Consider the following 15,143-nt stretch of genomic DNA (forward strand, 5'->3'; position numbering starts at 1 on the left):
GAGTGGCGCTGAATGGGGCTGAGTGGGGCTGCGTAGACTCACAGCCCACGACCACCCTGACCACCCGAAGGAAAACACGATGCGAGGCTCCTGTCTCTGCGGCACCGTCCGGTACGAAGCCACGCGGCTTGCCGGACCGATCGTCCACTGCCATTGCCAGACCTGCCGCAAGGCCCATGCGGCGGCCTTCACCTCCACGGCGCGAGCCGACCGGGCGGACTTCCGCTGGACTGCCGGCGACGAAGCCCGCGGCGCCTTCGAATCCACGCCGGGCAAGCTGCGCCACTTCTGCACGCGATGCGGCACCCATCTCGTGGCCGAATGGGTGGCGCAGCCGCAGGTGATATTGCGCGTTGCCACGCTCGACGACGACCCCGGGGCCCGCCCGAGCGCCCACATCTGGCTCTCGCACGAAGTGCCATGGCTGGAATACACCGCCGACGTCCCCTCCTTCACCGAAGCGCTACCGCCCAAGGCATGACCAAGATCCAGTTCCGCCGCAAGCTCATCGTCATCATCCTGCTGTGCGTGGCGGTCACGGGGGCGGTGGTGCGGCACTACGCGGAGCGCGGCACGACCACCCGCGACATCGCCACGCTGCTGATGGTGCTGTGGGTGCCGATCATCGGCAACGTGATCGCGTGGCTCATCGGCAAGCTGCCTCGGCGCGCGCCGCCGCCCGAACCTGCCACCTTCGATGCGCTGGGTGTGTTCACGCCACATCTGCTGGCCGACATCACGCTGCGCCCGCCGGCGCTGCCGGTGCACGACGTGCCGCTCGGCGCCGGGGAGTACCGCTGTGCACTGGTGATCGACAACCAAGGTTTTTCGGCGCGATGGTTCGTGCCGCAAGGCGAGGTGCTGGAGCGCGGGAAGGCGCATGTGCTCGACATCGAATTCCTGACACCGGATCTTGCGAAGCCCCGTTTTCCGCAAGGTGCGGACTTTCGTGTGCTGGTCGGCGATTCGTTCATTGCCGACGGCCGGGTGCTGCAACTCCGATAGCACCTGATGGCGGCGATAGCCGCCACGGCGAGCGGGCCAGCAGCCACGGAGTTGCAAAAAGGCCCGATTGTTCGCCCACGGGAAACTGACTACTGCCGCGAGCCCCCTTTGTCGCGAGGGCATCCGCTTTCACACTCCCTGGACTCCCGCAACAAGCATCGGCACGCGCTTCGCCGATGCGCCCCAGGACCCCTTCCCATGATGAATGCACCCAGCAGCACTCCCTGCATCGACGACTTGCCGTCGCCGCCGTCCGGGCTGGTCAAGACCACCCGTTCCGCCTGGCTCGCGGTCGGCTCCATCGCCGTCGGCACCTTCGCGATGGTCTCCACCGAGTTCATGCCCATCGGGCTTCTCACCGACATCGCGCGCGGCCTGAACGTCTCCGACGGCACGGCCGGCCTCATGGTCACGATGCCCGGCGTGCTCGCCGCCTTCGCCGGGCCGGCGCTGATCGTCGCGTCGGGCAAGCTCGACCGGCGCACGGTGCTGATCGCGCTCACCACCTTGCTGATCGCCTCGAACCTGCTCGCGGCCTTTGCGCCCAACTTCGCCACCATGCTCGTCGCGCGCCTGCTGCTCGGCCTGTGCGTGGGCGGCTTCTGGACCTTCGCACCCGCCGCCGCCACGCAGTTGGTGCCCGACGCCTCGAAGGCACGCGCCATGTCGCTGGTGCTGGCTGGTGTTTCCGCCGCCACCGTGCTCGGCGTGCCCGCGGGTTCGTTCCTCGGCACGCTCTTCGGCTGGCGCGCTTCGTTCGCCGTGACCGGCGCGCTTGCCGCAGTGGTGCTGCTGGTGCAACTGTGGCTCTTGCCCGCGATTCCGCCGGTGCGCGCCATCGGCGCACGCGATCTGCTCACGCCGCTCACGCGCCGCATGGCGCAGGTCGGGCTGCTCGCGGTGCTGTTCTTCATCGCCGGGCACTTCGCGGCCTACACGTACCTCAAGCCGCTGCTGCAGCAGGTGTTCGGCCTGGAGCCCAACGCGGTCTCGACGCTCCTGCTGGTCTACGGCGCGGTCGGCTTCATCGGCACCTTCGTCGGCGGCAGCCTGGTGGCGCGCAGCGTGCGCGGCACCACCTTGCTGGCTGCGCTGATGCTGGCGACGGCACTGCTGCTGTCGACGCTGATCGGCAGTGGCTTCGTGCCGGGAGCGGTCGTGGTCTTCATCTGGGGCGTCGCCTTCGGCCTCATCCCGGTGGCGCTCACCGGCTGGATGATGGAAGCCGTGCCCGATGCCCCCGAAGCCGGCCAGGCGCTGCTCGTGAGCGGCTTCCAGGTGGCGATCGCCTCGGGCGCTCTCATCGGCGGCCTCACGGTCGACAACTTCGGCATCTCCAGCGCGATGGTGCTCAGCGGCGTGCTGGTGCTGATCGCCGCGCTGATCGTCGGCACGCTGGGCCGGGCGCGTGGAGGTCCGGTGCTGGCTACCTTGCCCGAGTAACCGCCCCCGCCTTCTTGCCCGCTGCCGCGATCGCATCGAGCACCACGCGCAGGGCCTTGTTGACCGGCTTGTCGCGCCGGATGACGACGGCCAGCGTGCGGTGCATGCGCGGTGCGAGGCGGCTGATCTTCAGGTCGGGGTGGGCGCCGCGACCGGCCATCGCCATGCGCGGCACGATGCCGTAGCCCAGCCCCGCGGCCACCATCTCCTTCATCGCCTCGACGCTGCCCAGTTCCATCACGGGCTGCGGCTGCAGGCCTTCGGCCGCGAACCAACGGTCGACCAGCTTGCGCGTGTTGGCCGCGGGCTCGAACAGCACCAGCGGCAGCCCGCCCAGGTCGGCCGGCGTCACCCGCGCCTTCAGCGGTGCGAGGTCGCTGCGGCCGATGGCGACGAACTCGTCGTCGAGCACCGGCGTCACGCTCAGCGAGCGGCCGGCGGCGGGCAGCGTGACCAGTGCGAGGTCGATGCTGTTCTCCTCGACCCTGCGCACATGGTCCTCGGTGTTGCCGGTGCTCACCACGATGCCGAGCGCCGGAAACTCTTCCCGCAGCGCGCGCAGCACGGCCGGAAGGAAATGCAGGCAGGCCGTGGCGCCGGTGCCCAGGCGCACGCGGCCCGTGACGCCGCTTGCGTGATCGGCCAGGGCGTCGATGGCGTTGTCGACCGCGGTCTCGATGTGGTGTGCGTGGCGCAGCAATTCCATGCCGGCCGGCGTGGCCCGCGCGCGCTTGCCGACCCGTTCGATCAATCGCACCGCAAGCCTGCGCTCCAGCTGGCGCACCTGCAGGCTGATGGCCGGCTGGGTGAGGCCGAGCCGGTCGGCCGCGGCCGAGAAGCTGCCGGTTTCGATCACCAGTCCGAAGGACTTGAGCTGGTCGAGGTTCAGTGTCTTTTCCAAAGTATTCCTTATGCCCTGCATAGGCAGGCCAAGCTTCACTTATCGGTGGTGGCGCGTCAAGATCGAGGCATGCAAGCACCGCCCCTTCTTTCCTCCGCCCTCGAAATCCTCGATGCCGAGCCGCACCACATGGCCTCGGTGCAGGCCATCTACAGCCACTATGTGCAGCACGACCTGTGCTCCTTCGAGGAAGAAGTGCCCACTGTGGAAGACATGCAGACGCGCCGAACCGAGGTGCTGCGCCGCGGTCTTCCCTATCTGGTCGCACTGAAGAACGGCGAGGTGGCTGGCTATGCCTACGCGAGCCCCTACCGCGCCCGCTCCGCCTACCGCCACACGGTGGAAGACTCGATCTACGTCGCGCGCGGCATGCACGGCCACGGTATCGGCAGGGCGCTCCTGCGGGCGGTGATCGCGCACTGCACCGAGGGCGGCTTCACGCAGATGGTGGCGGTGGTGGGCAACAGCGCGAACACCGGGTCGCAGCGCCTGCACGAAAGCCTCGGCTTCGAGACGGTCGGCGTGCTGCGCAGCGTCGGGTTCAAGTTCGGGCAGTGGGTCGATACGGTGTTGATGCAGCGTGCGCTGAACTGCACTCAACCTGTCTCGTCGTCTTGACCGACCCTCGCTGCTGTTCTCGACGAGTCCGCGCGATCGATGTATGACATCGAAAAATTACTGCAACGCAGTATCGGTATTTAATTTGCAACTGTATTGCGATTTAACAAAATCAGCGTTCTGGTGCAATTTCGTGTCGACTCGTGGGCACAAGATTTGCTGTTGCTGGCACGCCCCCGGCAATTTTTTCGCTGACGCATCAAGATATTGACTGCAGAAGTGATGCGGGTCCATCCGTGCCTGGGGCGTTGCGTCAATAAAGATTCAGGGGGAAATCAATGGTCATTCGACTGCGTCATCTGCTGGTCGCATTCAGCTTGTCAGCAGGCCTTGCCGGCTGCGGCGGCTCTTCTTCAAACAACGGCTTTTCGGGTATCGCGCCACCACCCGACAGCAGTACACCGACGAGCACCGGTCCCGTCGGCGGTACGGTAACGCCGTTCGTTCCCGAGACGCCACAGGCCACGCCGCCGTCGGCCACAACCTCGACCGAAACATCGACACCGCCGCCGAAGTTCTCGCCGGTCACCCGGTTTGAAAAACAGGTTCCCGCCGTTCAGGACGGTGCAATCTATGCAACGGAGGCTGGCGACTATGACCTAGGGTCGGTGATGGTGAGCACGGCCGACGCAACCCCCGCGGTCTTCATGGCGCGTATTCACGGCGGCCTCTGGTATCCAGGCAAGCCGCTTCTTGCCTCCAGCACACAGCCATCCACGTACCCTGTCGTCGTTCTCTTGCACGGCCAGCACTCGCCCGCTGTCCCCAACTACCAAGGGTACGAATATCTGGCAAGCAATCTGGCCGCACAGGGTTATGTCGTGTTGTCGATCGACGCGAACGACATCAACGCGGCCAGCTCGGGTGATTTCACCTCTCAATCTCGCGGTCAACTGGTTCTCGCCACGTTGGACAAACTCAAGAAGATCAACGACGGGACTCAGACCACCAACGGGATCGCATTGAGTTCTCTGGTCGGCAAGATCGACCTCGACCGCGTCGGCATCATGGGTCACTCGCGAGGTGGTCAAGGTATCAACGATGCCATCCAACTCAACGACCAGCGCATCGGCGTGACGCTGACACAACTTCGCTCCGCTCTGGGCACGGTGCAAAGGCAGAGAAACAGTTGGGTAAGCAGCGTCTGGTTTTCCGCTCCTGGCGCAACGAAGACAACAGGCACGAGACAGGCGTTCCTGGCGACGCTCGACGGCCTGCTCGCAACCTTGAGAACCCCGGTGCTCTCGGACGCTGACCTGTCGGCCTTCCTCGACAACCAGAACATCACGCTTGCCGCAGGCGCGGCGACTGGACCGGAAGCCCCGCCGAAATATGTATTCAAGGCGGCCGTTTCGCTCGCACCGACCGATGGCCGCCGCTTTTTGAGAATCGCCAACGTTCCGTTCATGGCGATGATCCCCACCTGTGACGGTGACGTCCGTAATCTGAACGGCGCTCATGCGTTCGATCGCAACCGGTTCGGCCAGGATGCGGCCGATACGGCACCGCGGTTCCAAATCGTTGTGAGGGGTGCGAATCACAACTTCTTCAATTCCCAATGGACGCGGGACGACTATCCAGACAGTGCATTCGACTACTGCTATTTGAATTCGATGACAGAGAGTGGCATCCGGCTCGCTCCTGCTGATCAGACAGCCGTTGGCCTGTTTGTGATCAACAGCTTCATGCGCCACTTCGTCGGACAAGAGGCCGCATTCGCCCCGTACTGGAATGGCTCGGCACCGCTACCGGCGAAGGCTTGTCCCGGCGGCCGTTGGCCGTGTGACAGCCGCGTTGCGCTGACGCTTCAGACCAATGGAAAGACGAACGGATTGAACAATCACAAGGTGATTGCGCCATTCGACGACACGTACGGGTTTAACCAGCCCTACGACGACGCAACCTCGATGCTTCATATGGGCGATCCGCTCGACCTGATCGATACCTTGGCCTTCGCGGGGAATCTTCATACATGTGCCACGGATCGGGCGCTGCCTGACAGCGCCATTCCGAGGAGTTGCACCCCGCTTATGCAGCCCGATGCATTTTTCAGGACGTCACCCATTGGCAACCGCAGCACCTACTCGGGTGGCCTCGTATCCTCCCCGAACCAGCTGCTGCTTGGCCTGAGCAAGCCCGACATGCCCTTGGCGATCACGTTGAAGGAACCCGTTGTCGGCACCGGGGCACCGGGCGTCAGCGCCGATGACCTCTCGACCGGCGGCTACGATACGCTGAGCTTCCGCATTGCCATGATCCGGCCCGATCTGGCAAAAGAACAACCGCAGCCGGCGCAGGAAGTCACCGTGACGCTCACCGACAGCAAGGGCGTGAACTCTCCCACTATCAAGGTCAGTGATTTCTCGGACGCTCTGGACAGCAGCATGGGTCTGACCATACCTGCCGGCAGTCGTGCAGCCGAATTGCTGAACATGGTCGCGATCCCTATCGCCGCATTCAAGCCCGATCCAACCAGCCCAAGCGCCTTCGATCCCGCACGCCTCAAAACGCTGACTCTGAAATTCGCCAACGCGCCAAACGACGGCACCAAGGTCGCGTTGACCGACGTGCAGCTGCAGATCTTCGGACGTACGCCGCACTGACGCAGGCTTTCGTCGAGCACGGGGTAGACGACAAAGGGACCCCAGACGACCTCAGAGGAGTCTGTTGTCCCGGTCGAGCTACGGGGCTTCATCCTCCGACCACTCCGGGCTGTAGCCGCCCAGCGTCGGGTGGTACATCTCATCGCCCGAATGCTGGGTGAATTCGACATTGAGCCGGTCTTCGCGCAGCCCCAGTATGTCGATGCAATCGCGGCACAGCGCCTTCGCGACTTCGAGCCGCAACTCGGCGGAGCGGCCGCGCCGGATGTCGCACATGAGCACCGACACCTCGGTGGCCTCGCCGTCCACCATGCGCCAGACGCCGCCCTCACCCACCTCGCGGATCGCGACGCTGATGCGGCGGATGTCGACGCTCATCAGTTGCGCATAGGTTTCGCAGAGCTGGCGCGCGAGGCGCTTCTTGTCGGCCACTTCGTGGCGGCCGTTCACGTCGAGCTGGAGATAAGGCATGCCGGGCACCTTACGGAAATTCGATGCCATCGGTTGCATTGCAGGCATTCAGGTTGTTATTTGCCACCGAAAGGCCATCCCCGGTCTAATACGGCCCCATGGCCAAGAGACGAAGCCTCAAATCAGACACCTGCCCGATGGCGCGCTCGCTCGACATCGTGGGCGACCAGTGGTCGCTGCTCATCATTCGCGACGCGTTCGACGGCATGAAGCGCTTCGGCGAATTCCAGCAGAGCCTGGGTGTGGCGAAGAACATCCTGGCGGACCGGCTGAAGAACCTGGTGCAGGAAGGCGTGCTCGCGCTCGCGCCCGCATCCGACGGCACGATGTACCAGGAGTACGTTCTCACGCCCAAGGGCAACGGTCTCTTCCCCGTGGTAGTGGGCCTCAGGCACTGGGGCGAGCAGCACCTCTACGGCAAGGGCGAGGCGCACTCGGTGCTGGTCGAGCGGGGCAGCGGCAAGCCGGTGCGCAAGCTCGACCTGCGCACGCACGACGGCAAGCCGCTCGATGCGGCCGACACGTTCGTGAAGAAGCTCCCGGTGAAAAAGCCGGCGGCGAAGAAGCTGCCGGTGAAACAAGCGGCGCGCGGCAAGGCGCAGCCGGGCTGAGCGCCCCTATTCGCCCAGCAGTTCGCCGATGGGCTGCAGGTCTTCCACCCGGTCGCAGATCGACTTGATCACCATCGTGATCGGAATGCCCAGCAGCAGCCCCCAGATGCCCCAGAGCCAGCCCCAGAAGATCACGCCCACGAACACCGCCACCGGGTTCATGCGGCTGGTTCGGCTGGTGAGCCAGGGCAGCAGCAGGTTGCCGATGATCGTGTGGATGGCCAGCGAAGTGCCGGCCACCGCAAGGCCCATCTGCAGGCTGTTGAACTGCAGGAAGGCCACGAGCCCCGCCGCAGCGAGCACGATGACCGAGCCGATGTACGGAATGAGGTTGGTCACCGCGGCGATGATTCCCCACACCGCGGCGTTCTCCAGCCCGATGGCCCAGAACGCAAGGCCGGTGGCCAATCCCACGAGCACGCTGGTGAAGATCTGCACCAGCAGGTAGCGCTCGATGTTGCGGGTGATGTCGTCCAGCACATGCACCGTGACCTTCTTCTTCTGCAGGCTCGAGCCGGTGATCTTGATGAGCTTGCGCCGGAAGGTGTCGCCGGAGCACAGCGCGAAGTAAGTGAGGAAGGCCACCAGCGTGAACTGGCCCAGCGCGCTCAGCAGGCCGACCGTGCCGCTCAGCAGGTAGTCGCGCACGTTGAAGCCCGGCCGTTCGATGATGACGCGGGCCACGCCGCGCCGCGAGGCGACGCGCGCGGAGTTCTCCTCGGCCGCCTTCTCCAGCTGCGCGGCGGCCTGCTGCACGCTTTCGAGCGGCGTGGCGCTGGCACCCTTGTCGCGGCGCATCGCCTGTCCGAGCTTCTGCGCGGCGACGGGCAGCGAATCGACCAGCTGCGACGCATTGCCCGACAGCGAATAGCCCGTCCAGCCGATGCCGCCGAACAGGCCCACGAGGATGAACGCGGCGCCGATCCAGCGCGGCAGGTGCCAGCGGTGGAGCATTTCGACCAGCGGCGACAGCGCGTAGGTCAGCAAAAGGCTCAGCATCAGCGGGATGAACACCGCCTGGCCCCACTGCAGCGCGAAGACGCTGGCCAGCACGGCGAGCACGACCAGCGAGGCGCTGCGCACGTCGACCGGCATATGCAGCATGAGGCGCCGGCGCTGGGCCGCGGTGGGCTCGGCAGCCGGCTCCTCCGGCGCGGCTGCGGCTTCCGGCGCAGGCGCGGCAGGAGAAGACGTCGCGGGAGGCTCGACGGCCGGAGGCTCCGGGGTGGGCTGCGGCGCCTCCGCAGCCTGAGGTTTGTCGGACGCGGGCGGCTTGTGTTCGTCGGTCATCGCGTTTCCTTGAGCACTTCGCGCACCGCGGCGAGTTGGCGCCGCGACACCGCGACGGGTTCGGGAATCGCATCCAACCGGAGGGCCCAGCCTTCGGCGTCTTCGCCGTCGTCGTATTTCTCGAGCGCGCGGATGGCCGAACGGGCCACCAGCGCATTGCGGTGCACCCGCAGGAAGCGGTTCGGATAGCGCTCCTCGAACTCGTTGAGCGAGCCATCGAGGATGTGGCTGCGTGTCGCGGTGCGCACTGTGAGGTACTTGTATTCGGATTTCAGGTACAGCACCTCGGAGAGCGGCACGCGCTCGGCGCGGCCGCGGTCCTGGATCAGCACGGTCTCGGGCGCGGCATCGGCCTGCAGCGCGCGGCGCTCCTTCAGGAAGCGCTCGGCCTTCAGCAGCGCCTGCTGCAGCCGCTCGGCGCGCACCGGCTTGGTCAGGTAGTCGACCGCGTCGAGCTCGAAAGCGGTGACTGCGTGCGTCGCGTGTGCGGTCACGAACACCACGGCTGGTGCATCGGGATTGCTGCGCAGCGCGCGCGCCACCTCGATGCCGTCGACGCCGGGCATGTGCACGTCGAGCAGCACGAGGTCGAGGTCCATCGTGGCCAGGTGCTGCTGCGCCTCGGCGCCCTGCGAGGCCTCGGCCACCACCTCGGCGGCGGGCGTGGTGCAGTCGCGCAGCAGGGTGCGCATGCGGGAGCGCGCCAGGGCTTCGTCGTCGACGATGAGGGTCTTGAGGGTCATGATGATTCGGCGGGGATCGCGATGCGCACCCGGTAGTTTTTCTGGTCCATGCCGGCGCTGAACTGCATCTGCATGTCGTGCAACAGGCGCAGCCGGTCGCGCACGTTGGCCAGCGCGATGCCGTGGCCGCGCGGCAGCGGCTCGTCGGCCCAGCGCAGCGGCGGCAGGCTGTTGACCACCTCGATCACGACCATGCTGCCGCGCCGCTCGGTGCGGATGCGCAGCTTGGCGCCCTCGGGGCTGGGCTCCACGCCGTGCTTGATGGCGTTCTCGACCAGCGGCTGCAGCAACAGCGGCGGCAGGCGTGCATTGCTGGCGGCGGCATCGAGGTCCCAGCGGATGCGCAGGCGCTCGCCGAAGCGCACCTGCTCGATCGCCAGGTAGCGCTCGGCCAGCGCGATCTCGTCGGCCAGCGTGCCCGATTCGCCCGGGTCGGCCAGCGCCTGGCGGAACAGCTCGGCCAGGTCTTCGAGCATGGTCTCGGCCTTGGCGGGCTCCTCGCGCACGAGGGCGATGGCGCTGTTGAGCGTGTTGAAGAGAAAGTGGGGGCGGATGCGCGACTGCAGTTCCTCGAGCCGGGCCGTGGTTGCGGCGGGCGTCTGGCCGCGTGCGCGCAGGGCCATCGCGGTCATCACGAGCCCTGCGAACAGCGCGCCGGCCAGCCCGCTGGCCAGCCACGGCGCATTGGCGAGCACGCCCGTCAGGCGCAACAGGCCGCAGCCATAGAGTGATGCGAGCGCACCCAGCACGGCGCCGGCGGCGTACTGCCACTGGCGCGGCAGGCGCCGCAATTGCTTCTTGAGCCCGCAGGCCGTCACCAGCCAGAGCAGGGTCGCGGGCAAGGCGCCGCCTGTGACGGTGGCGGTCTGCACCAGCCATTCGCCGGGCGTGGAGACCACGAAGAGCGCGGCGATGGCGACCACCACCTCGACGAACACCACGGTGCGCAGCACCACGCCGATCTGGCAGGCATCGAACAGCGACGGCTCGGCGCGCAGGGGCGCGCGAGCCCTCTCCGACGGCGTCGGGGGCGTGGAGCCAGAGGTGGCCGATAAAATCGCCGGGTTGCGCATCGCGGACATCACAGTTACATCGGGTGACCAACCCATTATTGCCTCCTGGACGGCTCCCATGACCCAAAACCAACTCGACAAGAAATCCGAAGCCTGGTCGGCCCTTTTCTCCGAACCGATGAGCGACCTGGTGAAGCGCTACACCTCCAGCGTCTTCTTCGACAAGCGCCTGTGGCAGGCCGACATCGAGGGCTCCCTCGCCCATGCCGGCATGCTCGCCGCCCAAGGGATCATCCAGAAGCAGGACCACGCCGAAATCGAGCGTGGGATGACGCAGATTCGCAGCGAAATCGAGTCCGGCGCCTTCGAGTGGAAGCTCGACCTGGAAGACGTGCACCTGAACATCGAGGCGCGTCTCACGCAGCTCGTCGGCGACGCCGGCAAGCGCCTGCACACCGGCCGCAGCCGCAACGACCAGGTCGCCACCGATGTGCGCCTCTGGCTGCGCGGCGAAATCGACCTCATCGGCGACCTGCTCACCGAACTGCAGAAAGCGCTGGTGGAAATCGCCGAGAAGAACGTCGAGGTGATCCTGCCCGGCTTCACCCACCTGCAGGTGGCCCAGCCGGTGAGCTTCGGCCACCACATGCTGGCGTATGTGGAAATGTTCAGCCGCGATGCCGAGCGCATGGGCGAGGTGCGCAAGCGTGTCAACCGCCTGCCGCTGGGCGCCGCCGCCCTTGCCGGCACCAGCTACCCGCTCGACCGCGAACTGGTCGCGAAGACCCTGAACATGGACGGCGTGTGCCAGAACAGCCTGGACGCCGTGAGCGACCGCGACTTCGCGATCGAATTCACCGCCGCGGCGAGCCTGTGCATGGTGCACATCAGCCGCATGAGCGAAGAACTCATCCTGTGGATGAGCCAGAACTTCGGCTTCATCCAGATCGCCGACCGCTTCACGACGGGCTCGTCGATCATGCCGCAGAAGAAGAACCCCGACGTGCCCGAGCTGGCCCGCGGCAAGACCGGCCGCGTGGTCGGCCACCTGATGGCGCTCATCACGCTCATGAAGGGCCAGCCGCTCGCCTACAACAAGGACAACCAGGAAGACAAGGAGCCGCTGTTCGACACCGTAGACACGCTCAAGGACACCCTGCGCATCTTTGCCGAGATGATCGGCGGCATCACCGTGAAGCCCGAGGCGATGGAAGCCGCGGCCCTGCGCGGCTACGCCACCGCCACCGACCTGGCCGACTACCTCGTGAAGAAGGGCCTGCCCTTCCGCGACGCGCACGAAACCGTGGCCCATGCCGTGAAGGCCGCCACCTCGCACAAGGTCGACCTGGCCGAGCTGCCGCTGGCCGTGCTGCAGCAGTTCAATCCGAACATCGAGAAGGACGTGTACGACGTGCTGAGCCTGCGCGGCTCGTTGAACGCACGCAACATCCTCGGCGGCACCGCGCCTGCGCAGGTGAAGGCGCAGATCGCGCGTCACCGCAAGCGCCTCGGCTGATCGCGGCACCGCATCAGCAGCAGCAACCGGCCACCCCACCGTGTTCTACGCCATCCCGCTCGAAAACAAACCGAGCTGGCGCAACCCACCGTGGCTGACGGTGCTGCTGATCCTCGTGAACATGATCGTCTGGTGGGGGCCGCAGACCAGCGAAGAGAACGGCCGCGAGCGCGCTGGCCAGTACTACGTGAAGAGCGCGCTGCCCGCGCTGGAACTGCCGCCTTTCGTGGAGTGGCTGAAGAAGACCGACGCGAAGCGCGGCAAGCTGGGCGAGCGCATGTTGAAGGCCGAGGCCTACGAGCAGTTGATCCAGGCCATGGAACACGACCGGGCCTTCCAGAAGAAGCTGAAGGCCGAAGAGATCATCACGCCCGCCCACCTGCAGTACGCCGAGTGGAAGCGCGACCGCCAGCAGTACGAGTCGATGCTGCCCGCCTCCTTCACCGAGCGCTGGGCGCAGGACTACGGCAAGGACGCAGGGTTCAGCAAGCCCTGGACGCTGATCACCTCGGCCTTCCTGCACGGCAGCACCGGCCACCTGCTGGGCAACATGCTGTTCCTCTTCCTGTTCGGCGCCTCGGTCGAGCTGGCCCTGGGCCGCAGCACCTACCTCACGTTCTACCTGCTGGGCTGCGTGGGCGCCTCGGCGCTGGCGGCCTGGGCCTATGCGGGCAAGGGCTCCTATGGCCTGGGCGCCTCGGGCGGGGTCTCGGCGCTGATGGGCATGTACGCGGTGATGTATCGGCTCCGGCGCATCCGCTTTTTCTATCAGCTGTTCTTCTATTTCAACTACGTCAGCGCGCCGGCCCTGCTCCTGCTGCCGGCCTGGATCGTCAACGAGCTGATGCAGCACTGGCTCGCCGACGAGGGCGTTGCCTATATGGCGCATCTGGGTGGCCTGCTCACCGGTGCCGCGCTGATGGCCGGCGCCATGCTGCTCGGCCGCGTGAAGACGCCCGAGACGGTGAAGTCGGAAATGGTGAACGACGACGACCGCTTCGATGCGCACGTGGCCGCTGCCCGTCGGCTGGGCGCCGCGATGAAGTTCGAGCAGGCCGCCGCCGAGTGGCGCGCCGCCGCGGCCCTGCGCCCCGGCGACACCGACACGCTGCGCGCCTGGTTCAACACCGCGCGCCTGCAGCCCGCGAGCGAAGACTTCCACCAGGCCGCGCGCCGCATCTTCCGCCTGCCCGCCACCGATGCCGAGACGATCGCCCTGCAGCACGCGAGCTACCGCACCTACCTCGACCAGGCCAAGCCAGGCCTGCGCCTGAAGCCCGACGACATGGCCCGCCTCGCGCGCCGGTTCGCGCGCATTCGCGAGTTCGGCGATGCCGACATGCTATGCCGCATCCTGCTGAAGACGGCGCCTGACCATCCGCAGCTGGCCGACACGCTCTCGGTGTGCGCCAACGGCCTGCTGCACGCGGGCGAGCGCGAGAAGGCGATCGGCCTCTTGCCGCACCTGCTGCGGCTCGCGCCCAACGACATGGTCACGCGCGCCCTGCAGCGCGCCTGAAATCGCGACGATCCCCTGGGGGTTGTCATGCCCCTGTAGACCGCCGCTGACACCATGGGCATTGCAGGCACTGCAATTGCTGCGTCTCGCGTGTAAAGCCGGCCCTTGCGCCCGCGCCTCGTTGAACTTGAGGCTGCCCGCTCGCTCCATCTGGAGCTTTTTCCTACTTCCGCTGCCTGATTCATGCCTGACCACACCCCCTCCCGCTTCGCCCTGCTTGTTACAGCCCTGGCCATCGCCGCGCTCGCAGGGTGTTCACGCACCAGCGTGGAGGCGCCCGGCACCGCCAAGGCGGCCGCCGCCGCACCAGAAAAGGAAGTCGGCGCCGTCACCCTGAAGCACGAGACCCTCGCGCTGAGCACCGAACTCCCCGGCCGCACCGCCGCGCCGCTCATCGCCGAGATCCGCCCGCAGGTCGGCGGCATCCTGAAGGAGCGGCTCTTTACAGAAGGCTCGCAGGTCAAGGCCGGACAGGTGCTCTACCAGCTCGACCCGGCCTCGCTGCAGGCGGCGCACGCCAGCGCCCAGGCGAGCGTGCGCAAAGCCGAATCGGCCCTGGCCACGGCCCGCACGGTGGCCAAGCGCAATGCGGAGCTGGTGAAGATCGACGCCATCAGCCGCCAGGTGTTCGATGAATCGCAGGCCGCCGAGCAGCAGGCCGAAGCCGACCTCGGCGTGGCCCGCGCGGCCGAACAGACCGCGCGCATCCAGCTGGGCTACACCCGCATCACCTCGCCGATCACCGGCTGGGCCGAGCTCTCGACCGTGACCCCGGGCGCGCTGGTCACCGCCAACCAGGCGGCGGCGATGACCACCGTGCAGCAGCTCGACCCGATCCATGTGCATGTCACGCAGTCGAGCAGCGAGCTCTTGCGCCTGAAGCGCGAACTCGCCAGCGGCCGGCTGCAGCGCGCGAACAATGCCGAGGCGAGCATCCAGTTGCTGCTCGAAGACGGCAGCAAGTACCCGCATGCCGGGCGCCTGACCTTCAGCGGAGTCACGGTCGATGCGGGCACCGGCAGCGTCACGCTGCGCGCGGTGGTGCCCAACCCCGACCGGCTGCTGATGCCCGGCATGTACGTGCGCGCGGTGCTGCAGGAAGGCGTGAACCAGGCCGCGCTGCTGGTGCCGCAGCAGGCCGTCACGCGCGCGCCGGACGGCAGCGCCTCGGCGCTGGTGATCGACACCGAGAACAAGGTCGCCAAACGCCCGATCACCGTGGGCCGCGCGGTCGGCACGCAATGGCAGGTGCTCGACGGCCTCGCAGCGGGCGACCGCGTGATGATGGAAGGCTCGCAGCGCGTGAAGGTCGGCGACAAGGTGCGCGTGGTCGACCTGGGCGCGAAGCCGGTCACAAGCCCCGTGGCGGCCGCAACGCCCGACGCCGCTTCCGCAACGCTCGCGCGCTGA

General features: G+C 66.7%; 14 protein-coding genes. 9 read left to right on the forward strand and 5 right to left on the reverse strand.

What is annotated here, in order from left to right:
- Positions 1 to 79: 79 nt before the first annotated feature.
- The 3 genes from QFZ83_RS21025 to QFZ83_RS21035 all read left to right on the forward strand — a co-directional run bounded on the left by QFZ83_RS21025 (position 80) and on the right by QFZ83_RS21035 (position 2,448).
- Positions 80 to 481 carry a GFA family protein gene (locus QFZ83_RS21025; protein WP_307509730.1) on the forward strand — a complete coding sequence of 134 codons (402 nt, stop codon included), beginning with the start codon at positions 80 to 82 and terminating at the stop codon, positions 479 to 481.
- Positions 478 to 1,005: a hypothetical protein gene (locus QFZ83_RS21030; protein ID WP_307509732.1), complete on the forward strand. Its 528-nt coding sequence runs from the start codon at positions 478 to 480 to the stop codon at positions 1,003 to 1,005. Before QFZ83_RS21025 ends, QFZ83_RS21030 begins: the two co-directional genes overlap by 4 nt.
- A 198-nt stretch (positions 1,006 to 1,203) precedes the next feature.
- On the forward strand, positions 1,204 to 2,448 hold the full coding sequence (locus tag QFZ83_RS21035; RefSeq protein WP_307509735.1) for an MFS transporter: 1,245 nt from the start codon (positions 1,204 to 1,206) through the stop codon (positions 2,446 to 2,448).
- Here the strand turns inward: QFZ83_RS21035 and QFZ83_RS21040 are convergent.
- Positions 2,432 to 3,370, reverse strand: coding sequence for a LysR family transcriptional regulator (locus QFZ83_RS21040; protein WP_307509739.1), 939 nt, complete (start codon positions 3,368 to 3,370; stop codon positions 2,432 to 2,434). The two genes, QFZ83_RS21035 and QFZ83_RS21040, sit on opposite strands and share 17 nt — an antisense overlap.
- Before the next feature lie 48 nt (positions 3,371 to 3,418).
- Between QFZ83_RS21040 and QFZ83_RS21045 the strand changes: the two genes are divergently transcribed.
- Both QFZ83_RS21045 and QFZ83_RS21050 read left to right on the forward strand, forming a co-directional pair.
- Complete coding sequence (locus QFZ83_RS21045) at positions 3,419 to 3,967, forward strand: GNAT family N-acetyltransferase (RefSeq protein ID WP_307509742.1); 549 nt, start codon at positions 3,419 to 3,421, stop codon at positions 3,965 to 3,967.
- A 278-nt stretch (positions 3,968 to 4,245) separates the two neighbouring features.
- Positions 4,246 to 6,570 (forward strand): hypothetical protein, encoded by a 2,325-nt coding sequence (locus tag QFZ83_RS21050; RefSeq protein WP_306879841.1) that lies wholly within the window; start codon positions 4,246 to 4,248, stop codon positions 6,568 to 6,570.
- A gap of 78 nt (positions 6,571 to 6,648) precedes the next feature.
- Here the strand turns inward: QFZ83_RS21050 and QFZ83_RS21055 are convergent, their stop codons facing one another.
- Entirely contained in the window at positions 6,649 to 7,041 is a 393-nt protein-coding gene (locus QFZ83_RS21055; protein WP_307509745.1) for a tautomerase, read from the reverse strand.
- A gap of 98 nt (positions 7,042 to 7,139) precedes the next feature.
- Here QFZ83_RS21055 and QFZ83_RS21060 point away from each other — a divergent pair, with 98 nt between their 5' ends.
- Complete coding sequence (locus tag QFZ83_RS21060) at positions 7,140 to 7,652, forward strand: helix-turn-helix domain-containing protein (protein WP_013539959.1); 513 nt, start codon at positions 7,140 to 7,142, stop codon at positions 7,650 to 7,652.
- 6 nt (positions 7,653 to 7,658) lie between these two features.
- Here QFZ83_RS21060 and QFZ83_RS21065 read toward each other — a convergent pair whose 3' ends face one another.
- The 3 genes from QFZ83_RS21065 to QFZ83_RS21075 are packed head-to-tail and all read right to left on the reverse strand — an operon-like array spanning position 7,659 to position 10,758.
- Positions 7,659 to 8,942: an AI-2E family transporter gene (locus QFZ83_RS21065; RefSeq protein ID WP_307509747.1), complete on the reverse strand. Its 1,284-nt coding sequence runs from the start codon at positions 8,940 to 8,942 to the stop codon at positions 7,659 to 7,661.
- Positions 8,939 to 9,685 carry a LytTR family DNA-binding domain-containing protein gene (locus QFZ83_RS21070; RefSeq protein WP_013539957.1) on the reverse strand — a complete coding sequence of 249 codons (747 nt, stop codon included), beginning with the start codon at positions 9,683 to 9,685 and terminating at the stop codon, positions 8,939 to 8,941. The genes QFZ83_RS21065 and QFZ83_RS21070 overlap by 4 nt, the downstream gene beginning before the upstream one ends.
- Complete coding sequence (locus tag QFZ83_RS21075; RefSeq protein WP_373457530.1) at positions 9,682 to 10,758, reverse strand: sensor histidine kinase; 1,077 nt, start codon at positions 10,756 to 10,758, stop codon at positions 9,682 to 9,684. Before QFZ83_RS21075 ends, QFZ83_RS21070 begins: the two co-directional genes overlap by 4 nt.
- Positions 10,759 to 10,816: 58 nt before the next feature.
- Here QFZ83_RS21075 and argH point away from each other — a divergent pair, with 58 nt between their 5' ends.
- From argH to QFZ83_RS21090, 3 genes are all read left to right on the forward strand, one after another.
- Complete coding sequence (argH, locus tag QFZ83_RS21080; protein ID WP_307509753.1) at positions 10,817 to 12,214, forward strand: argininosuccinate lyase; 1,398 nt, start codon at positions 10,817 to 10,819, stop codon at positions 12,212 to 12,214.
- Positions 12,215 to 12,254: 40 nt separating this feature from the next.
- Positions 12,255 to 13,733, forward strand: coding sequence for a rhomboid family intramembrane serine protease (locus tag QFZ83_RS21085; protein WP_306879848.1), 1,479 nt, complete (start codon positions 12,255 to 12,257; stop codon positions 13,731 to 13,733).
- 183 nt (positions 13,734 to 13,916) lie between these two features.
- Positions 13,917 to 15,143: an efflux RND transporter periplasmic adaptor subunit gene (locus QFZ83_RS21090; RefSeq protein WP_307509756.1), complete on the forward strand. Its 1,227-nt coding sequence runs from the start codon at positions 13,917 to 13,919 to the stop codon at positions 15,141 to 15,143.

This window comes from Variovorax sp. W1I1, from assembly GCF_030815625.1.
Classification (GTDB): Bacteria; Pseudomonadota; Gammaproteobacteria; order Burkholderiales; family Burkholderiaceae_C; genus Variovorax; species Variovorax paradoxus_C.